Source organism: Candidatus Nanosynbacter sp. HMT-352 (assembly GCF_022819385.1).
Taxonomy (GTDB): Bacteria; Patescibacteriota; Saccharimonadia; order Saccharimonadales; family Saccharimonadaceae; genus Nanosynbacter.
The window spans coordinates 324758-341872 of sequence record NZ_CP089290.1 but is presented as its reverse complement, the minus strand read 5'-3'; the positions used below and the strand labels follow the sequence as shown (position 1 = coordinate 341872).

Sequence of the window (17115 nt, the reverse complement as noted above, 5' to 3'; positions counted from 1 at the left end):
AAAGATGGATAAAGATATTGAGAAAATTCTATTTACGAACGAAGAAATAAAAACGGCAGTTCAGAAACTTGGGAAAAAATTGACCGAGGATTATCACGATAAAAATCCTGTCATCGTGGGTATTTTACGCGGCGCGGCACCGTTTATGATCGACTTGATACAAGCGATGGATTGCTATATGGAAATTGATTTCATGGCAGTCTCCAGCTACGGCGACGACACAAAATCTTCTGGATCTGTAAAAATCATCAAAGATTTGGATACCGATGTGACGAATAGGCACGTGTTAATAGTTGAGGACATAATTGACAGCGGTCGAACCGCCCAGGCGCTAAGAGAATTATTTGCCGCAAAAAATGCTGCGTCGGTAAAAATATGCTCGCTATTAGACAAACCAGCACGGCGCGAAGTTGACGCAAAAGCCGATTACGTCGGCATCGATACGCCGAATGAATTTGTCGTTGGCTACGGTCTGGATTTTCGCCAGCAATATCGCAACTTGCCGTACATCGGCGTCTTAAAACCAGAAGTCTATCAAGATTAAAGCTCTTCTACGGCGGCGACAAATTGCTCGCCACGATCAGAATAGCTCTTAAACATATCAAAGCTGGCAGCCGCTGGACTAAGAATCACCACGTCGCCAGATTGCACTTTATTTTTGGCCGATTTGGCAACTTCTTTCATTCCCGCCATATCCAATTGGACAATCTCGCAATCAACTTTTTCTTCCCTTAAAACTCCCCTGATTTCATCAGCGTTAGCGCCATTGATAATTATCAATCGCACGTTTTGTCGGGCAATTTCTTTCGCTAATTCAGAATAATCCGCGCCTTTATCCGATCCGCCCAAAATCAAAATTTTCGGCTCCGCAAAAGCTTTTAATGCCGCAATCGCACTGCCCGGAGTGGTCGAAATGCTATCATCGTAATATTTCACGCCGTATTTTTCAGCAACAAACTTCAGTCGATGTGGCAACCCTGTAAACTCGCTAAGCCCCTTCTTTATCTCATCATCCGACACGTTCGGCAAAATCGACTTTACAGCCAGTATCGCCGCGCAAGCATTGTCAATATTATGTCTCCCCGGCAAGCGAATCGCAGAAGTTATATCGTCCGAAAGAACAAATGGATACTCCTTTTTCTGCGCCAAACTCGCATCTGCAATCGACGAACTAAACTCATTTTGAGAATTATAGACAACATAATCGTCCGCGGTTTGAGACTTGGCAATATTCGCCTTTGCCGCCAAATAATCATTAAAATTAGCGTGAACATTCAAGTGGTCAGGCTCAATCATCAGCACCACGGCAACGTGCGGAGATTTCTGCAAATCCCACAATTGAAAACTGGACAATTCATAAACGACAATGTCATTTTTCTCAATTTTTGGCAAAATATCCAAAGCTGGCACGCCAATATTCCCCACTAAATGAACGGTTTTACCTGCGGCGCGCAAAATCGACGATATAAAACTGCACGTCGTGCCCTTGCCTTTTGTGCCAGTCACGCCAATTATAGTTGCTGGGCAATTGGCAAAAAACTCATTTGTCGATGACCAAATTCGACCGCTAGTCTTTATCTTTTTTGGCGGAAGACTTGGCGACCTAACAATTAAATCCGCACTCTCCAGCCCCGAAAATCCTGTCTGATAAGCCACATTTTCCGGCAAATTATCTACTTTTTCACGCTCGTCCGCCACCAAAAAATCAGCTTCCGGAAACTTCTCCCGAAAATAACGCAAATTAGATTGACCTTCAACACCAAAACCAGCAATGACAATTTTCATAACCTGATTATATCACGGGCAATTTACGATTACACCCTAAAACAGCTTGTCGAGCTTGTCGTACAGCTTTGTTAATAGCTCTTTTTCTTCCGAAGTAACTGCTGCCAACGTCCATGTGTTGGATGCAAAAAATTGACGAGCCGTTTCAATCAACTGATCAGGAGTTACCGCCAAAATAGAATCTGGAACGGCGGCATAATCTCTCACGAAATCGTCAGCAAAATATCGTCCTACGTAAAAATTGCTTACTTGCCCAACAGTTTGAGCACCCATTTGATAACGACCCAATGAATATGACTTCACACTTTCCAAATCTTCTTCAGAAATAGATCCAGCCAAAACTTTCTTCAATTCCCTCACGATAATATCAAAGAGCTTTTCTGCAGTTTCAACATTTACTTGTCCGCCAAAATCCCAAGCCGAATCGTAAAAACCAATCGACGTATCACTAAAAATACCATACGCCAAGCCTTTTTTACGAGCCGCGCCAAAAATCCGTGAGCTCATCGTGCCGGTCAGAATATGGTTCAACGCGTTCATAGCCGTGACTTCTTCGTCACTTAACTCGCGCGGGATCATCATTGACCAGCCAAACGTCAAATTAGTCGCCTCTTTTCGTCTAACTAAAACCGGGTTAGCCCTACGCGGCTCATCGCGCGGAATAACGAATCGCTCGCCCGTCTCTAATTGCCAGCCCTCAAGATGTTCTTTAATAGCCGCTTTTCGTCCAGCCATTTTTCCAGCCACCACAAACCGCATATTCTTCAAAGTATGCGTTCGCTTGTGATGATTTTTAATGTCTTTCAGTTCAATATTAGCAATTGTTTTTAAGCGCTGATTATACGTCAAAATATCTTCACCCAGCGCCTGCTGAATGCGCGGCCACATCACGCGATTGTGATTATTGAGATAACCAGTTAATTCAGAGCGAACATTACCCTTTTCCGCCTCAAGCTCATCGGCGTTGAATCGCGGCGTTGTAATAGCCAACCTCTGAAGCTCCAAAATCCTGTCCCACTCAAAATCCGCACAAATCGCTTCATAAACCATTGAATAGTCAGAAGTGTAAGCGTTGTGATAAGCGCCGTTCTTAGTAAACTCCTGCTCGTAATTGTGCTCCGAACGAAACTTTTCATTCGCACCGAACGCCATATGCTCCATAATGTGAGCTGTTTCGTAAATGTCTTTATTCAGAACATAGCGATTGCCTGCCCTGAATTGCACTTGAAAACTCATTACCGTAGCATCTGGAACATCAATCAACAAGCCGCGCGCACCATTCTTCAGTCTAATTTCCTCAACTGTATGTTTCATTGCCTAATTCTCTGATTATTTACGATTTTTCTTACGGTTCTGTCGCTGAGCTTTTTTCTTCTTTCGAGCTTGATTCTTCGCACGATTTGATTCCGCGCTAGTCTTGCCTTTTTTCACAGAGAAGTCATCGTCGCGATTTTCCTCGCCCGAACCAATTTCATTTACGCCACGCTCAACGGCATTTTCCGCCAACCTAGTTAGCTCGGTGTCATATTCGTCGTCTTGAGATTGACGAACTGTAGCGTCGGCTTTATGAATATTAAATATCGTTGCCAGAACTTCATCGCGGAGATTAGCCTGTAAACTCTCAAACAACTTCTGGGATTCTGATCGATATTCCACCAAAGGATCACGCTGCCCAACACTTCGCCAGTGAATTCCTTCGCGCAAATGTTGCATATTTTCCAAATGTTGCATCCACAATGTATCCAACACCGCCATGTAAACTTCGCGCTCAACCCCACGCAAATCATCAGCGCCAATCTCACGCTCTTTCTCCGCGTAAGCCTCTTCTGCCAGCTCCAGCGCCTTCTCATAGCGCAAACGATCTTTCTTTTCCTTACCAACCTTTTCAATTTTTTCCTTATCAACCGGGAAAATTACAGAGAAATCTTCGACAAACTTTGGATTATTCTTTGATGGAAGAGTCGTTAGTTCGTGAACTTTAGCTCGCAATAATCGCTCAATTTCCGGCTTAATATTATCGCCTTCCAAAATCCTACGTCGCATAACATAAACGACGCGGCGATGACGGTTAATCACATTGTCATATTGAACAACATTTTTGCGCGTATCAAAGTTGTAGCCTTCAACTCTCTTCTGGGCAGCTTCCAGAGTTTTCGAAACAGCCCGAGTTCTAATTGGAGTGTCGTCATCAACGCCCAGCCTATCCATCAACGACGCAATTCGCTCACCCTGGAAAATTCGCATCAAATCATCTTCGGTCGAAACATAAAACTGAGTCTCGCCTGGATCACCCTGGCGTCCGCCACGACCGCGCAACTGATTGTCAATTCGGCGTGATTCGTGTCGCTCTGAACCGATAACAACCAAGCCACCAAGTTCCTTCACGCCCTCGCCAAGCTTAATGTCGGTACCACGACCAGCGATATTCGTAGCCAAAGTAATCGCGCCTTTTTCGCCGGCTTTCGCCACAATCGCAGCCTCACGCTCATTGTTCTTGGCGTTCAGAATCTCAAACTTAATGCCTTCTTTTTCCAAATATTTAGCAATTTGCTCATTCTTTTCAATAGAACCAGAGCCAACCAAAACAGGACGACCTTGCTTGTGGTAATCCTTAATCGCCTCAGCAACAGCTTTCAGTTTGGCTTTTTCAGTCTTAAAAATCAGGTCTTCCTTATCCTCGCGAATAACTGGTTTGTTCGGTGGAATTTGGATAACATCAAGTGAATAAATTTGCTGGAACTCCTCAGCTTCAGTAAATGCCGTACCCGTCATACCGCTCAATTTATTATACAAACGGAAATAATTCTGGAATGAAATTGTCGCCAAGGTCATGCTCTCTTCCAGCACAGGAACGCCTTCTTTTGCCTCAATCGCCTGATGTAAACCTTCGTTGTAGCGGCGACCCTGCATCAAACGGCCAGTATGCTCGTCAACGATGATCACCTCGCCGTCATTAGTTACGACGTAATCTTTATCACGCTTGAACAACGTCTGTGCTCGCAAAGCCTGATCCATATGATAAACGCTGCGCACGTGATCTGGCGTGTATAAGTTTTTTATTCCCAACAATTTCTGAACTTTTTCAACGCCTTCATCAGTCAAAGCAACACTTCGGCGTTTCTCATCCAAAACGTAATCTTCTGGAACCAACTTCGCGGCGATTTTAGCAAATGTGTAATAATTGTCAGGATTTTCAGCCGCTGGAGCAGAGATAATAAGTGGCGTACGAGCTTCGTCGATCAAAATTGAGTCGACCTCGTCAACAATCGCAAAGTTCAATTCACGCTGCCTGAGCAGATCAACGTCGTTAACCATATTGTCGCGCAAATAGTCAAAGCCAAACTCGTTATTTGTGCCGTACGTAATATCCGCAGCGTAAGCCTCTTTACGCGAAACTGGACGAAGTTTTCGCATTCGAGGATCGTCGTGATGCTCATTGTCGTAATCTTTATCATAAACAAATGACGCTTCGTTAATAATCACACCAGTGGTCAAGCCTAAGAAATCATACACTTGGCCCATCCAACCAGCGTCGCGCTGCGCCAAATAGTCGTTAACCGTCACCACATGAACACCCTTACCCTCCAAAGCATTCAAGTAAGTCGGCAGTGTCGCCACAAGAGTTTTACCTTCACCGGTTTTCATCTCGGCAACGTTACCCTCATGAAGAACCATGCCGCCAATCAACTGCACATCATACGGACGCTCGCCAATCACACGCTTAGCGGCTTCCCTTGCCACAGCAAACGCATCTGGCAAAATCGTATCAAGCGTCACATTCTTCTTCGACAAACGCTTTTTCAGCTCATCAGTCTGCGCCCGGAGCTCCTTGTCGGACATCTTTTCATATTTGTCGTTCAGACCGTTAATAACGTCAACTTGCTTACGCAATCGTTTCAAAATCTTCTTCTGTGGATCGCCAAAAATCTTACTCAGCGCTTTTTGTTGTGTAATTGCCATAAACCTTAAAACTCCCTCACTTTCAGGCATTTTCAAAAACTTCTTTTATTATAACTTTTTTCGGGCAATTTGAAAAGAAAAAGCGCCCAGAATCTGAACGCTTTCCTGCTAATTTCATCTATCAATTATTTTCGACCAAAAGTCTGCTTTAGCTTCGCCAAAACCCCGCGACTTCCGCCAACGTGAGCCAGCACATCGTCTTTGTACTTACGAACTTGGCCATTCAACCTCGCTTCAACAATATCCACCGCCGCCAAAACGTTCATGGTTGAATCCTTAGCTATAATTTTCTTATCTGGCACATTGATAATAACTTCAACTTCGTACTTGTTGCCGCCAGGATTATCGATTTGCTTAATCTTCACATCTGCAGATGCGCTTTTTCGCGCGTGGCGTGGTAAATATTTTCCCAACGAACCAATTTTTCGCTCAACATATTTTTTTGTTGTGGCGTTCAGCTCATATTTAACGCCAGTAATTGTGATATCCTTAATCATTTTTCCTCCTACTAACTAATACGCTCTTATTATATCACGTCACGACCATTCATATACGGACGAAGCACCTCTGGGACAGTCAAAGTTCCATCTGGATTCTGGAAATTCTCCAAAATCACTACCAATGAGCGAGCCAACGATACTGCAGTTCCGTTCAAAGTGTGAACAGATTCAATCGTGCCGTTTTCTCGGCGAACTCGAATGTTCAAACCACGAGCTTGATAATCAGTACAATTTGAGCAACTCGTCAACTCGCGATAGGTTTGGTCAACCGGCGACCAATATTCAATGTCGTACTTCTTTGCAGCCGGTGCACCCAAATCGCCCGCCGCAATATTAACCACGTGATAAGAAATCCCAATTTGCTGCCAAAGCGCCTCTTCAACGCTAAGAATTTTCTCATGAATTTCTTTAGACTGCTCCGGCAAACAAAACGCGTACATTTCCAACTTATTGAACTGATGAACTCGGAACAGACCACGTGTGTGCTTTCCGTATGTTCCCGCCTCTTTTCGATAGCAAGGACTATATCCAGCGTATAACAATGGCAAATCTTTTTCGTCCAAAATTTCATCCGCGTGATAGCCCGTTAGTGGCATTTCCGCCGTACCAATTAGCGTCAAATCTTCGCCGTCAACTACATACTCGTTACTGCCCTCGCCCTTTGGAGTAAAACCTGCGCCCTCAGCTGTTCGCAAATTGACCATATGCGGCACGGTCATAAATGTGAAGCCCTGCTTTGTTACGTAATCCAAAGCAAATTGAGTTACGGCATTTTCCAATAAAGCCAAATCGCCCTTCAAATAATAAAACTTCGCGCCAGCCACCTTAGCACCACGCTCAAAGTCCACCCAGCCGCGACTTACAGCGTAATCCAAATGGTCTTTTGCGCCAGTTTTGCAATCGCCATAAACTTTTACCTCAACGGAATCTTCTTCACCGCCCAGAGGCACGTCGTCAAAAGTGATATTCGGGACGTTTTTAAGAATTGCCGCAACTTTTTCCTCAGTTGACTTCAAATAACCCTCACGCTCTGCCAGCTCAACTTTCAATTGCTTACCCTGATCAATCAGTTCTTGATCCGGTCGACCGCCTTTCATCTTCGCTGAAATTGCATTACGCTGTTCGCGTAGCGCTTCAACCTGCTTCTGTAAATCGCGGCGCTCATCGTCTAATTGCAACAATGCCGCAATATCAACTTTGTAGCCTTTATCGTTTGCCGACTTTTGCACCAAATCGACATTTTCCCTGATGAACTTAATGTCTAACATGTCTCAATTATATAACAACATAGGCTATATATAAATAAACCCCGCCGGATTTAACAGACGGGGCTTTTTAGATAAGTGTAAATAATTTACTTACATAGCTGTGCCAGGTAACGTCGTTGGCCATGGAACATTGTCATTTGGCACATATGATACGCTAACGATCGGAGGGAGCGTTGGCGTTGGATTCTCAGCGCTAGCTGCTTCAGCATTAATCTGCCCACTAGTTTGAATGATCCAAGTCAAGTACGAATTACCCCGTCGTCCAGCAGAAGGACCTTGCATCTGGTCACTAGGGCGTAGTCCATCTGGCAACGTGCCTGTACCACCACCGTTCCAGTTATACGCCCAGCCCGTAAGAGCTGCGTACAGATAAACAGTATTGTTAATTCGTCGAACCTTGACTACGCTAGCTTTCATGGATGTTGATAGAATCTGAGGAACACTTCTCCAGCCAGTGTCACCATATACAACCTTCCAGCCTGTTTTATCACTACCACGAGTTTTAATCCAGCGAATTGCACCATTTGTAGCAGCTGTATCAGTATAGTACGTGCCAACACTAGCCTTAACATTGCCCTCAGGCATACCAGTTCCGCGAATTTCGTACGTATCTTTCCATTCTACGTCACAGTCGTCATCAGTTTTCTTACCGAGTACTTGATTTGTTTTACCACCCGCAGGAAGATTCTTGCCTGCAAATTGTAAACCTAGGTTGCTTGTACCATTTCCGGTAATAGTCAATCCAGTCGAGCAAGGCTGAGTACTATTAGTTACGGAAATTGTAGCATTTCGGCCAGCCGCTCCTGTAGCACCAGTTGCACCCGTTGCACCTGTAGCTCCCGTGGCTCCCGTGGCTCCCGTGGCTCCAGCTACCCCAGCGGGACCCGCCGCACCAGTGTCGCCTTTGTCGCCTTTTTGACCATCTCGACCGTTCTGACCATTAAGACCATCCTTGCCATCTCGACCGTTCCTGCCATTTTGACCGTCAAGCCCGTCTCTACCGTCTCGGCCATCCTTACCCTTTAAGTCTGAGTAGGCTATGATATTTTTCCATTCAGATTCCCCGGCATATCGCCACTGGATGTACAGGGAGTTCTTCTGAATTTCAATTTCGCGACTATCAGATTTGCTAGATTCTTTCTTGCCATCTTCCTTATTAGTACCGTTATCCTTATTTTTCAAATCCTCAAGCGAAACTATTTTCTGCCAATTTCCATCAGCATACTTATATTGAATCTCGCCCGAATCCTGACGAATAGAAACTGCGTTCGGATCAATTACTCCACGTGGCGAAATCTTAATAAAAAACAATAATATTATGAGTATTATTGTGATCACAAAAAGACTTAGCACGAAAGCTTTTGATGCAGGCTTTCTTGTATTTTCTCGCTCCACTTAAAATATTCCTTTAAACTTTATTTAATATTGATTATGCTTTCATTTTACATGTAGCAATATGAAAAATCAATCTTATCTAAACGTGATAAATCACACCAAAGCTAAGCATAACCAACAAAAACAGCCCCAGGACAAATCGATAAATTATAAACGGTCGGAAATTATTACTCTGAATAAACTTCAATAGCCATGACACGGCCAAGTAGCCGACACCGAATGAAATTACCGTGGCGATTATAGTCGGAGTCCAGCCAACGCCGCCAGAAATGTGTTTATATTCGGTAGCGACTTCCAATAGCCCCGCCGCGACCAGTGCTGGAATACCCAAGAAGAAACTTAATTTCGTAACCGACACGCGGTCAAATCCACGAAACAGACCGACTGAAATCGTTGCGCCAGAACGACTAACTCCCGGAATAAGCGACAAGCATTGCCCCGCACCAATTGCCAAAGTGTCTTTCCAGCTCGTCTCAGTTTCGCCACGCTTGTTATTTCCCGCACGATTGTCAGCCAGCCACATAACAACGCTCCAGCCAATCAACCCGAACGCCACAAACCACAAACTGCGCAGAACTGTTTCAACTTCATGCTTAAATAACAGTCCGACAATCGCAATAGGAATTGAGCCGATAATAATTGCCCAGCCGTATTTATAATCAAACTTTCGGCGCGCCCTCTTCCACCATAAACCGCGCCACCAAGCCTGCAAGATTCGCCAAATATCACTCCAGAAATAAATCACCGCCGCCAAAATTGCTCCGATCTGAATTATCGCCGTAAAAGCCACGACGCTCGGATCGTCAATTCGCATTCCCATCAATTTCTCGGCAATCGTCAAATGCCCAGTCGAAGAAATCGGTAAGAATTCCGTAATTCCCTCAATTACGCCGAGAATAATTGCTTGCCACCAAGCCACGCTTAAAAATTACCTTTCATCCTTCAAGTGTAGCATTAGCGGTAAAATCATTCAAATGCGTGAGCCTAAGATTCGGGGTTTTCTGCTTCAATCGAATTTTGATAGAACAAACCGCTAACATTCACGCCCGCAGGAGCATAAATTTTCAAGCCAGTTATCGGCTTATAAAACTTCAAGCAGCCGTCAAAGAATATCGCGTTACACTTCTCAGAAACGGACAGCACAATTTTATCGCCATCGCGGCGCACGTTAATTTCTGGCTTATTCGCCTTTGGCAAATCCACAAACTCCGCTTCCACCTTAAATTTGTCAGAATTTATTCGCGAAACATTCCCCACTGGCATATCGATAAAAATTGAATTAGCGTTTGTCGTATCTGGAATATCGATATTCACTTTCTTCGTGAGTTGCTGCGATTCACGCGCATATTCTAAGCCAGCGTGAGCGCTAAATATTGCAGCGCTTGCCAAACTCATAAAAACAACGGACGCCGCCACGATCATTGTGATTACAGACATTCGATTGACCTTCCAAGCGAATATGCTACGCGTTACAATTGCGCCAAATATCACCGCCGCGATTCCGCCAATTGCCAAGGAAGTCCATACTCCCCACGCCCACATTTGCATACCCAAACCGCCGAGCATATCAATCATGGAAACGCCGAGCGCCCCGCCAACAATCAGCCCAAACAGTATCGCTAGCGTCGTAAGTAACACCATAACACCGATAAAATATTGGAAAAATTTCGCAATTGGAGTTTTTCCGACAGACACAGTTGAATTTCCATCAGCGGAAGCTTCCTTAAGCGCAGCCAAAGTTACAGGCTTTCCGCGCATTCGCAATTTGTCCGACGCGGTTTTTGCTGGCGGCATTGACACCCACATCGCGAGGTAAACCAGCACCATCGTGCCGAATGTTACGAACGGCGAGACAATTGCAATAAGTCGCACCCACAACGGATTGATATTAAAGTACGCCGCTATTCCCGCGCACACGCCGCCAATGACAGCCCCGTCCGTGTCGCGCATCAATTGCTTTTCTGGCTTCTCATTATCATCCGTCAATTCATCAGTTGAGTCCTCACTATCATCCGAAAAATCACGCGGCTCACCCATTTGATTTTTAATCGCCAAAACGTCATCGTCACTAATAACGCCCTCTTTCATCACGCCACGCTCGGCTAAAATCTCAACCATTCGCGCCTCAATTTCCTTCATCGCTTCCGCGTCGGCGTGCATATTTTTCTGAATCGAATTAAGATATTTTTCTAGCGATTTCTTAGCGTCAATTTCCACGCTAAACGCCGTTTTTGCCAGATGAATCCTGGTTATTTCCTTCATTATTTTATTCCTTTCTCTAAGTTATCAAGCGAATTATTTAGCATATTTACGCGATCTTTAAGTTCGTGAATCAATTGATCGCCGTGATCTGTCAATGAATAATATTTTCGCGGCGGACCTTGCTCACTTTCCTGCCATTCGTGTTGCAGATATCCGTCTTTCTGCAGCCTATTCAGCAGCGGATAAATCGTACCTTCGACCACCGTTAAATCCGAATCGTTCAATTGCTTAACGATATCGCCGGCGTACTGCGCTTTATTAGAACAAACCAGTAAAACACAGTAAACCAAAAATCCTTTTCGCAATTGGACTGCCAAGCTTTCCGCATAGCTATCAACGTCCACTTTTACCTTCTTTCGGTATGTTAGAACCCTTAATTTTGCCGTCTTTGATCAGAATTTGATAATCACATTTCTTAGCCAAATCAACGTCGTGCGTCACGATAATCAGCGTTGCGCCTTCTTGCTTGTTGTAATTGAACAGCAACTCTTCCACCTTCGCGCCAGTTTCGCTATCCAAATTTCCCGTAGGTTCGTCCGCAAAAATGATCTGAGGACTGCCGACAATTGCCCGCGCAATCGCCAAACGCTGCTTCTGACCACCCGACAAATCCTTCGCACGATTTTTGCGCTTCTCGTACAAGTCCACCGCCTTCAGTGCCTCATTGATTTTACTTTCCCTCAAGCCCCTTGGCATTTTCATAATTTCCAGTGGCAAACTCACATTATCCGCCACGCTTTCATTGCCCTGAACAAAGAAACTCTGGAAAATAAAACCTATTTTTCTCGCACGAAACTCGTCAACTTGCTTTTGTTTCAATTTCAGAATATCCTGACCGTCAATAATCACTTGACCTTGCTGTGGTCGATCCAAGCCAGAAATTGCGTGCATTAGCGTCGATTTTCCTGAACCAGATTTTCCCAAAATCGCCACGCTCACGCCCGTTGGAATTCGCAAACTCACATCATTTAGCGCCACAAATTGATTCTTCTTTTTGCCGTAAATTTTCGTCACATTTTTAAGCTCAATCATAACAATTCTCCTATTCCGTCCTTAACGCCTCAATTGGATCTAATTTTGTTGCCTTGCGGCTCGGCAGCCAGCCAGAAAGTACCGCCATAATCATCAGCCCGATTATCAAAAGTCCCATTTGCAGAGGATTAACGACTAGTAAATTCGTGCCTTGCTCCAACTTCAGGAAATTAGCAATCATAGGGTTAAGTAGCGACATCAAACTCGCCAAACCAACACCAATCAAACCGCCGAGAAGCCCAACCCACGCCGCTTCATACCTGAACATTTTACCGATATCACGGCCTCGCATTCCCAGAGCTTTCATTAGCCCAATCTGGCTAGTTCGCTCCAAAACCGAGATATACATCGTATTAACAATTCCAAACACGCTCGCAAGCAGCGCCAAACCGCCAAACCCAATCAGCGCCATTTGAGCCATATTCACAAAAGTCAGCATAGCCTTGCGTACATCCTGAACCGAAGACGCCACGTAATCCTTACCAAGTTCACTCTTCATCGCCTCAACGTTTTTCTCATCATCAACCGACGCAATTACATAAGAATAATCATTAGGCAAATCTTTAGGGTGACTAAAGTCGTAAATATCCTTAGCGTCGTCCACAGAAACGCGCACGGCTGGCTGATAAAACAGAATCGTGTCCGAAGGTTTATCGACTGCCGCAACTTTCAGAGATATTTCTTTGTCAGCGTTTTTGCTCGGCGAATCTCCTTTTTTCAATCCCAGCGTAATCGTTTGTCCAATTGCTGATTTTGCATCACTAAATCCCATTTCTTTTACGTAAGATTCTGGAATAACAACCTCGCCCTTTTTCGGCATAAAATTGTCCAAATTACCAGCCGCAAACTTCATTCGGGTCTTATCAAACTTCACAGTTACACTAGGCACGAATTTTTTGTCACTTGCCGAACTTTTGGCATATAAAACTCCATACATAGAATAAGCTGGCGTCACTTTTTCTACGTGCGGGGTTTGCTGTATTTTTTTCACATCGTTATCAGTCATCGAATATTTTTCTATCGCCTTAGACTGATCCTTTTCCGTATCTTCCGAGTCGCTATATTCTGGGAGATTACTATCAGGTCCCGACGAGGTCACTTTTTTATAGACCGAAACAGATTTTTTATCGCCAGCCGCGTCAACCATGCTGTTCGTATACAGCCGACCGCCTTCTCCAGCCATCAGCGCCAGACCAATCGTAAACGCTCCAACTGAAATTGCCAGCGCAGTTAAAATCGTGCGACCTTTTGATTGCCCCAAATTTCGACCGGCGCGTTTAATAATGTCAATTCTTCTCACATTAAGCTCCTTGTTGATTTACTATACATAGTACTATGTTATACAAGGTACCTTAAATAGTCAAGGTATTTTTGAAAATAATATTCAAAAAATCGCAGGCTCTGTCAGCTTAGGGATCGCTATTTTCGCCTAGCTTTAACTATCTTCGCCAAGCCATTAAGCGCGCGCTTATAAAAAGAGTCAGCATTCACACGCTCCCGCGACTCGCCGTCGCTCACACTGTCCTGAATCTCGCGACTGCCCGCAACAACCTCGTTCTTCTCTATCGACTCATTATCCACCAAACCAGCCATATATCTAGCGGCATCAAAAAACGTCGGATCTCCCCAAATCTTGACTTCTCCATCATCTCCGTAATCAATTACTGCAGAAATAACCTGCTCGTCGTCCTTATTGTAGATTTCATCATCAATTCCATCGTAATCATCAATCTCTTCGTCGCCATACTCAGCATCAAAGCGTCCGCTATAAAATCGACAATCGGCGATAATGCCACGACACAGATCCCCTTGATCATTTCTCTGCCATACGCTCATCAATATCACCAGATCAGAAGTAGACAGATCAGCCTCCTCAAGCAACTTAACAGATTGTCCTTTGCTGATAATTAGACGACCACTTCCCTCTGCCCTAGACTCATCAATATACATCACATCCTGCGGCGATACGTCCGAATAAGTATCGAGTGTATACAGCACTTCAGGAGACATTGTCTCGGCCGTAACTTGTCGTAATCTATCAGGCACTCCATTATTATATTCTTCAAACATTTTATGGCCTCCTCAATTTAATCTTATTCCTCATCATACTCATCTTCAATCTCTTGATCCAGGATCTCTTCAATCACGTCTTCCAACGTAATAATTCCCAGCTCCGTCTCATCGTCCATCACCACAAACAAATGATTGCGCGTTTGAATAAATCGACTTAAGACCGTATCCAGGCGCGACCTCTTGTCAATATCGTAAATTTTATCGCGGTACAATTGGCTAATTGGCAACGGCAAATCTCGTCCAACGATATCCTTCACGTATAAAACTCCAACCAATTCCCCGTCAGATTGAACCGGAATTCGCGAATGTCCAGCGTGCTTAATTTGAGCGAGTAAAGTTGCGTCCAGCTCGTCATCCAAATCCACGACGAAAACCTCGCTCATCGGCGTAACCAAATCGCCAGCCGTCTTTTTACTAAACTGCAACGCTCCTGCCGCAATTCGGCTTTCGTCATAATCAACCGGACTATCCGACCTAATGGCGTGCTCGTGAATGATCTCCTCCAGCTCCTGATGAGAATATAATTGCGGCGTTTCCTTGCCCAGCCAGCGATTCAGCAATTTCGACATCGGCTGAGCAAGCGGCCAAAATAGCACGTAAATCACATCAAGCAGCCAAAAGAAATATCGCACAAATCGATATCCACGCTGCGAGAAAATCGCCTGCGGCAAAATCTCGCCAAACATCGTGATGAGAAGCGTCGCAATCAAGCCACCAACCACGCCATTCGTCATATTGCCAAGCAAAATTGACATCGCAGTATTCACGCCGACGTTGCCGAGCAAAATACAGAAAATCAAATAATAGCCGTCTTTCCGATATCGATATACCCGCGCCGCAATTTTGTCGCCCTGCCTGGCCTTTCGCTTCAAGTCATCAGGTCGCGCCATCATTAAACCAATATTCAAACCGGAAAATAGCCCAGAAAGCACCAGCAGAACAGCCGCCGCCAGCCATAATAAAACATCAGACATAATCACAACCTCTACTCTGAATCGCAGCTAAAAATAGCCTGCCAGAAAATAACTCCAATAAAAAATCCATATCTTTAATTATACCAAATTCTACCAGCCGCCGCCTCCGCCGCCGCCTCCGCCGCCGCCAGCGAATCCACCACCAGACGAACCGCCAGAAGTTGAAGAATAATCACTAGCATGGCCAGCCGCCGTCGACAAACCGCTTAGCCCAGACGAAAACGCCACAGCATTGAACGCGCCTTGTCCAACGTACCAATCTGGCGCCTCGCCAACTTGCTCGTAATATTTACCCATTTGCTTGCTCCAATTTTTCTCTTGCCCGAACAACACAGCGTAAGGTAAAACTCTTTCATATAATTTAACAAGTTGTTTTCCGTCGTTCACGTCAACAACTATTTTTTCCGCGCCACTAGGACTTTGTAGAATATTCAAGCGCTCAGCCTCAGCCACGCCGATATACATTTTCAATCCCTTCAAATATCGCCTCAAACTCAAACCTTTATCTGTCAATGACCAACCTCTGGACGCGAAAGCAAGTATAATTGACATAACAAGGAGCATCGGCGACAAAAACAAAACAGCCAACACAAGAACTCGCTTAAACCACCCTCTCATTATTCGCTTTACCTCTGGATTTTGCTCGCATAAACCATATTTCTCTCTGGCTAGCGTCTCCAAATTTTTATCATCGTCACGCGTTCGCGTCATGTATTTTATATTATTTTGAAGATTTTTCAGATTTAGGCGTTGACCTGGCTTTGGAACAGATGAACTATCGAACATATCTTGAATAACTTCAATTTCCTCGGCTTTGAGTTCTTGCAAATCTTTAATAATTTCAATCTCATATTGCGCACCGCTAAACAGCGAAGATTTTTTCACTTCATAAATTTTAATATAATACCGAACTGCCAGATCTAATAATTGCGCAACCTTTGGCAAGCCTTTAACCTTGAATGGATCGTATTTTTTCAAAACATATGTCGACATCAAAACACTAATATCTTCTGGCGGCAAATATTCCGGTGGAATCGGTTTTAATTCCTTATCTCTGCCAACCAACCGCCTATATCGAATTATTAGAAAAATCACCAAAGGTGTCGCGATTGTATAAGCTAAAATCTGCATCAAATGCCAAATTCCAATCAACTTTTCCATCAGCGTTTCTTGATATCCAGAAAAAGTCCCGCTCTTAAATCCAACCGCCACGGTTACGCCCTGTTGACGACTCAATTTATCTATTTTTGCAGTAATCTGGTTCTCAATTTCACTCAAGTCGCATTGCGTCGTCGAACCTCGACTGCCGACATAACAAAAAGCTTTCCCTTGCCTTGCCGCAACCAAAGACTCATCAAGTTTCACGGAAATTTGCACATTTTCCATAGGAACACGCCACTCATCACCGATCACATCCCAATAGAATTCATCACGCCCTGTATCGCCGTAATTCTTAGTTACGTCACGCTGCGTAAACTTAATAATGTAAGTTTTCTCGCCTTCCACGTAGGTGTTTTTATTGCCAATTCTCAACTCATCGTCATTCCAGGAATATTCAAGCGGCGTACCGTTTTCATCAGTTACAGATTGCAATGAAAAATTCGTCGAGTGATCATCGTACTTCTTAACAAAAACTGGCGCGATTCCCCGATTTTGGTTCGGCGGAAAATTAGCAGTAATTCGCCAAGTAGCTTCCAATTTTGATCGATTATCAGAGTCGCGGCTAAGTGAATATTCCGCATCAAATTTTGTGATAGTAAAATTATCCGTCGAGCGCGCCGCAAACGCCATTTTGCCAGACCCGACCAGCAATAGCCCAACAGTTAGTAGCCCCAAAAGAAAACGTTTCATGCTTTAATTATAACA

The 17115-nt window shown here is 44.4% G+C and carries 15 protein-coding genes; 1 reads left to right on the top strand and 14 read right to left on the bottom strand.

Going from position 1 to position 17115, the window contains the following annotated elements; genetic code table 11:
• Positions 1–4 precede the first annotated feature (4 nt).
• Entirely contained in the window at positions 5–544 is a 540-nt protein-coding gene (hpt, locus tag LRM44_RS01765; RefSeq protein WP_243804396.1) for a hypoxanthine phosphoribosyltransferase, read from the top strand.
• Here hpt and murD read toward each other — a convergent pair.
• From murD to LRM44_RS01695, 14 genes are all read right to left on the bottom strand, one after another.
• The gene (gene murD, locus LRM44_RS01760) at positions 541–1785 is read right to left on the bottom strand and encodes a UDP-N-acetylmuramoyl-L-alanine--D-glutamate ligase (protein ID WP_243804394.1); all 1245 of its coding nucleotides are present in this window, start codon (positions 1783–1785) and stop codon (positions 541–543) included. The genes hpt and murD overlap by 4 nt on opposite strands.
• A gap of 36 nt (positions 1786–1821) precedes the next feature.
• Entirely contained in the window at positions 1822–3099 is a 1278-nt protein-coding gene (locus LRM44_RS01755; protein ID WP_129744011.1) for a M16 family metallopeptidase, read from the bottom strand.
• Positions 3100–3114: 15 nt separating this feature from the next.
• Positions 3115–5745, bottom strand: coding sequence for a preprotein translocase subunit SecA (secA, locus tag LRM44_RS01750; RefSeq protein WP_243777699.1), 2631 nt, complete (start codon positions 5743–5745; stop codon positions 3115–3117).
• Positions 5746–5870: 125 nt separating this feature from the next.
• Positions 5871–6242 carry a ribosome hibernation-promoting factor, HPF/YfiA family gene (gene hpf / locus LRM44_RS01745; protein ID WP_129744703.1) on the bottom strand — a complete coding sequence of 124 codons (372 nt, stop codon included), beginning with the start codon at positions 6240–6242 and terminating at the stop codon, positions 5871–5873.
• A 29-nt stretch (positions 6243–6271) separates the two neighbouring features.
• Complete coding sequence (gene serS, locus LRM44_RS01740; protein WP_243804392.1) at positions 6272–7513, bottom strand: serine--tRNA ligase; 1242 nt, start codon at positions 7511–7513, stop codon at positions 6272–6274.
• Positions 7514–7603: 90 nt separating this feature from the next.
• Positions 7604–8824: a hypothetical protein gene (locus tag LRM44_RS01735; protein WP_243804390.1), complete on the bottom strand. Its 1221-nt coding sequence runs from the start codon at positions 8822–8824 to the stop codon at positions 7604–7606.
• 163 nt (positions 8825–8987) lie between these two features.
• Positions 8988–9827: an undecaprenyl-diphosphate phosphatase gene (locus tag LRM44_RS01730; RefSeq protein WP_243804389.1), complete on the bottom strand. Its 840-nt coding sequence runs from the start codon at positions 9825–9827 to the stop codon at positions 8988–8990.
• Positions 9828–9892: 65 nt separating this feature from the next.
• Positions 9893–11170: a PspC domain-containing protein gene (locus LRM44_RS01725; RefSeq protein ID WP_243804387.1), complete on the bottom strand. Its 1278-nt coding sequence runs from the start codon at positions 11168–11170 to the stop codon at positions 9893–9895.
• Positions 11170–11514, bottom strand: coding sequence for a PadR family transcriptional regulator (locus LRM44_RS01720; RefSeq protein ID WP_243804385.1), 345 nt, complete (start codon positions 11512–11514; stop codon positions 11170–11172). The genes LRM44_RS01725 and LRM44_RS01720 overlap by 1 nt, the downstream gene beginning before the upstream one ends.
• A complete protein-coding gene (locus LRM44_RS01715) occupies positions 11504–12208 on the bottom strand; it encodes an ABC transporter ATP-binding protein (protein WP_445083030.1) in 705 nt (234 codons plus the stop codon). The genes LRM44_RS01720 and LRM44_RS01715 overlap by 11 nt, the downstream gene beginning before the upstream one ends.
• Before the next feature lie 4 nt (positions 12209–12212).
• Entirely contained in the window at positions 12213–13502 is a 1290-nt protein-coding gene (locus tag LRM44_RS01710; protein WP_243804382.1) for an ABC transporter permease, read from the bottom strand.
• 119 nt (positions 13503–13621) lie between these two features.
• On the bottom strand, positions 13622–14272 hold the full coding sequence (locus LRM44_RS01705; RefSeq protein WP_243804380.1) for a hypothetical protein: 651 nt from the start codon (positions 14270–14272) through the stop codon (positions 13622–13624).
• 23 nt (positions 14273–14295) lie between these two features.
• Complete coding sequence (locus LRM44_RS01700; RefSeq protein WP_243804378.1) at positions 14296–15249, bottom strand: CNNM domain-containing protein; 954 nt, start codon at positions 15247–15249, stop codon at positions 14296–14298.
• Between the two features lie 90 nt (positions 15250–15339).
• Positions 15340–17100, bottom strand: a complete 1761-nt coding sequence (locus tag LRM44_RS01695) for a DUF2207 domain-containing protein (RefSeq protein WP_243804376.1) — start codon at positions 17098–17100, stop codon at positions 15340–15342.
• Positions 17101–17115 lie beyond the last annotated feature (15 nt).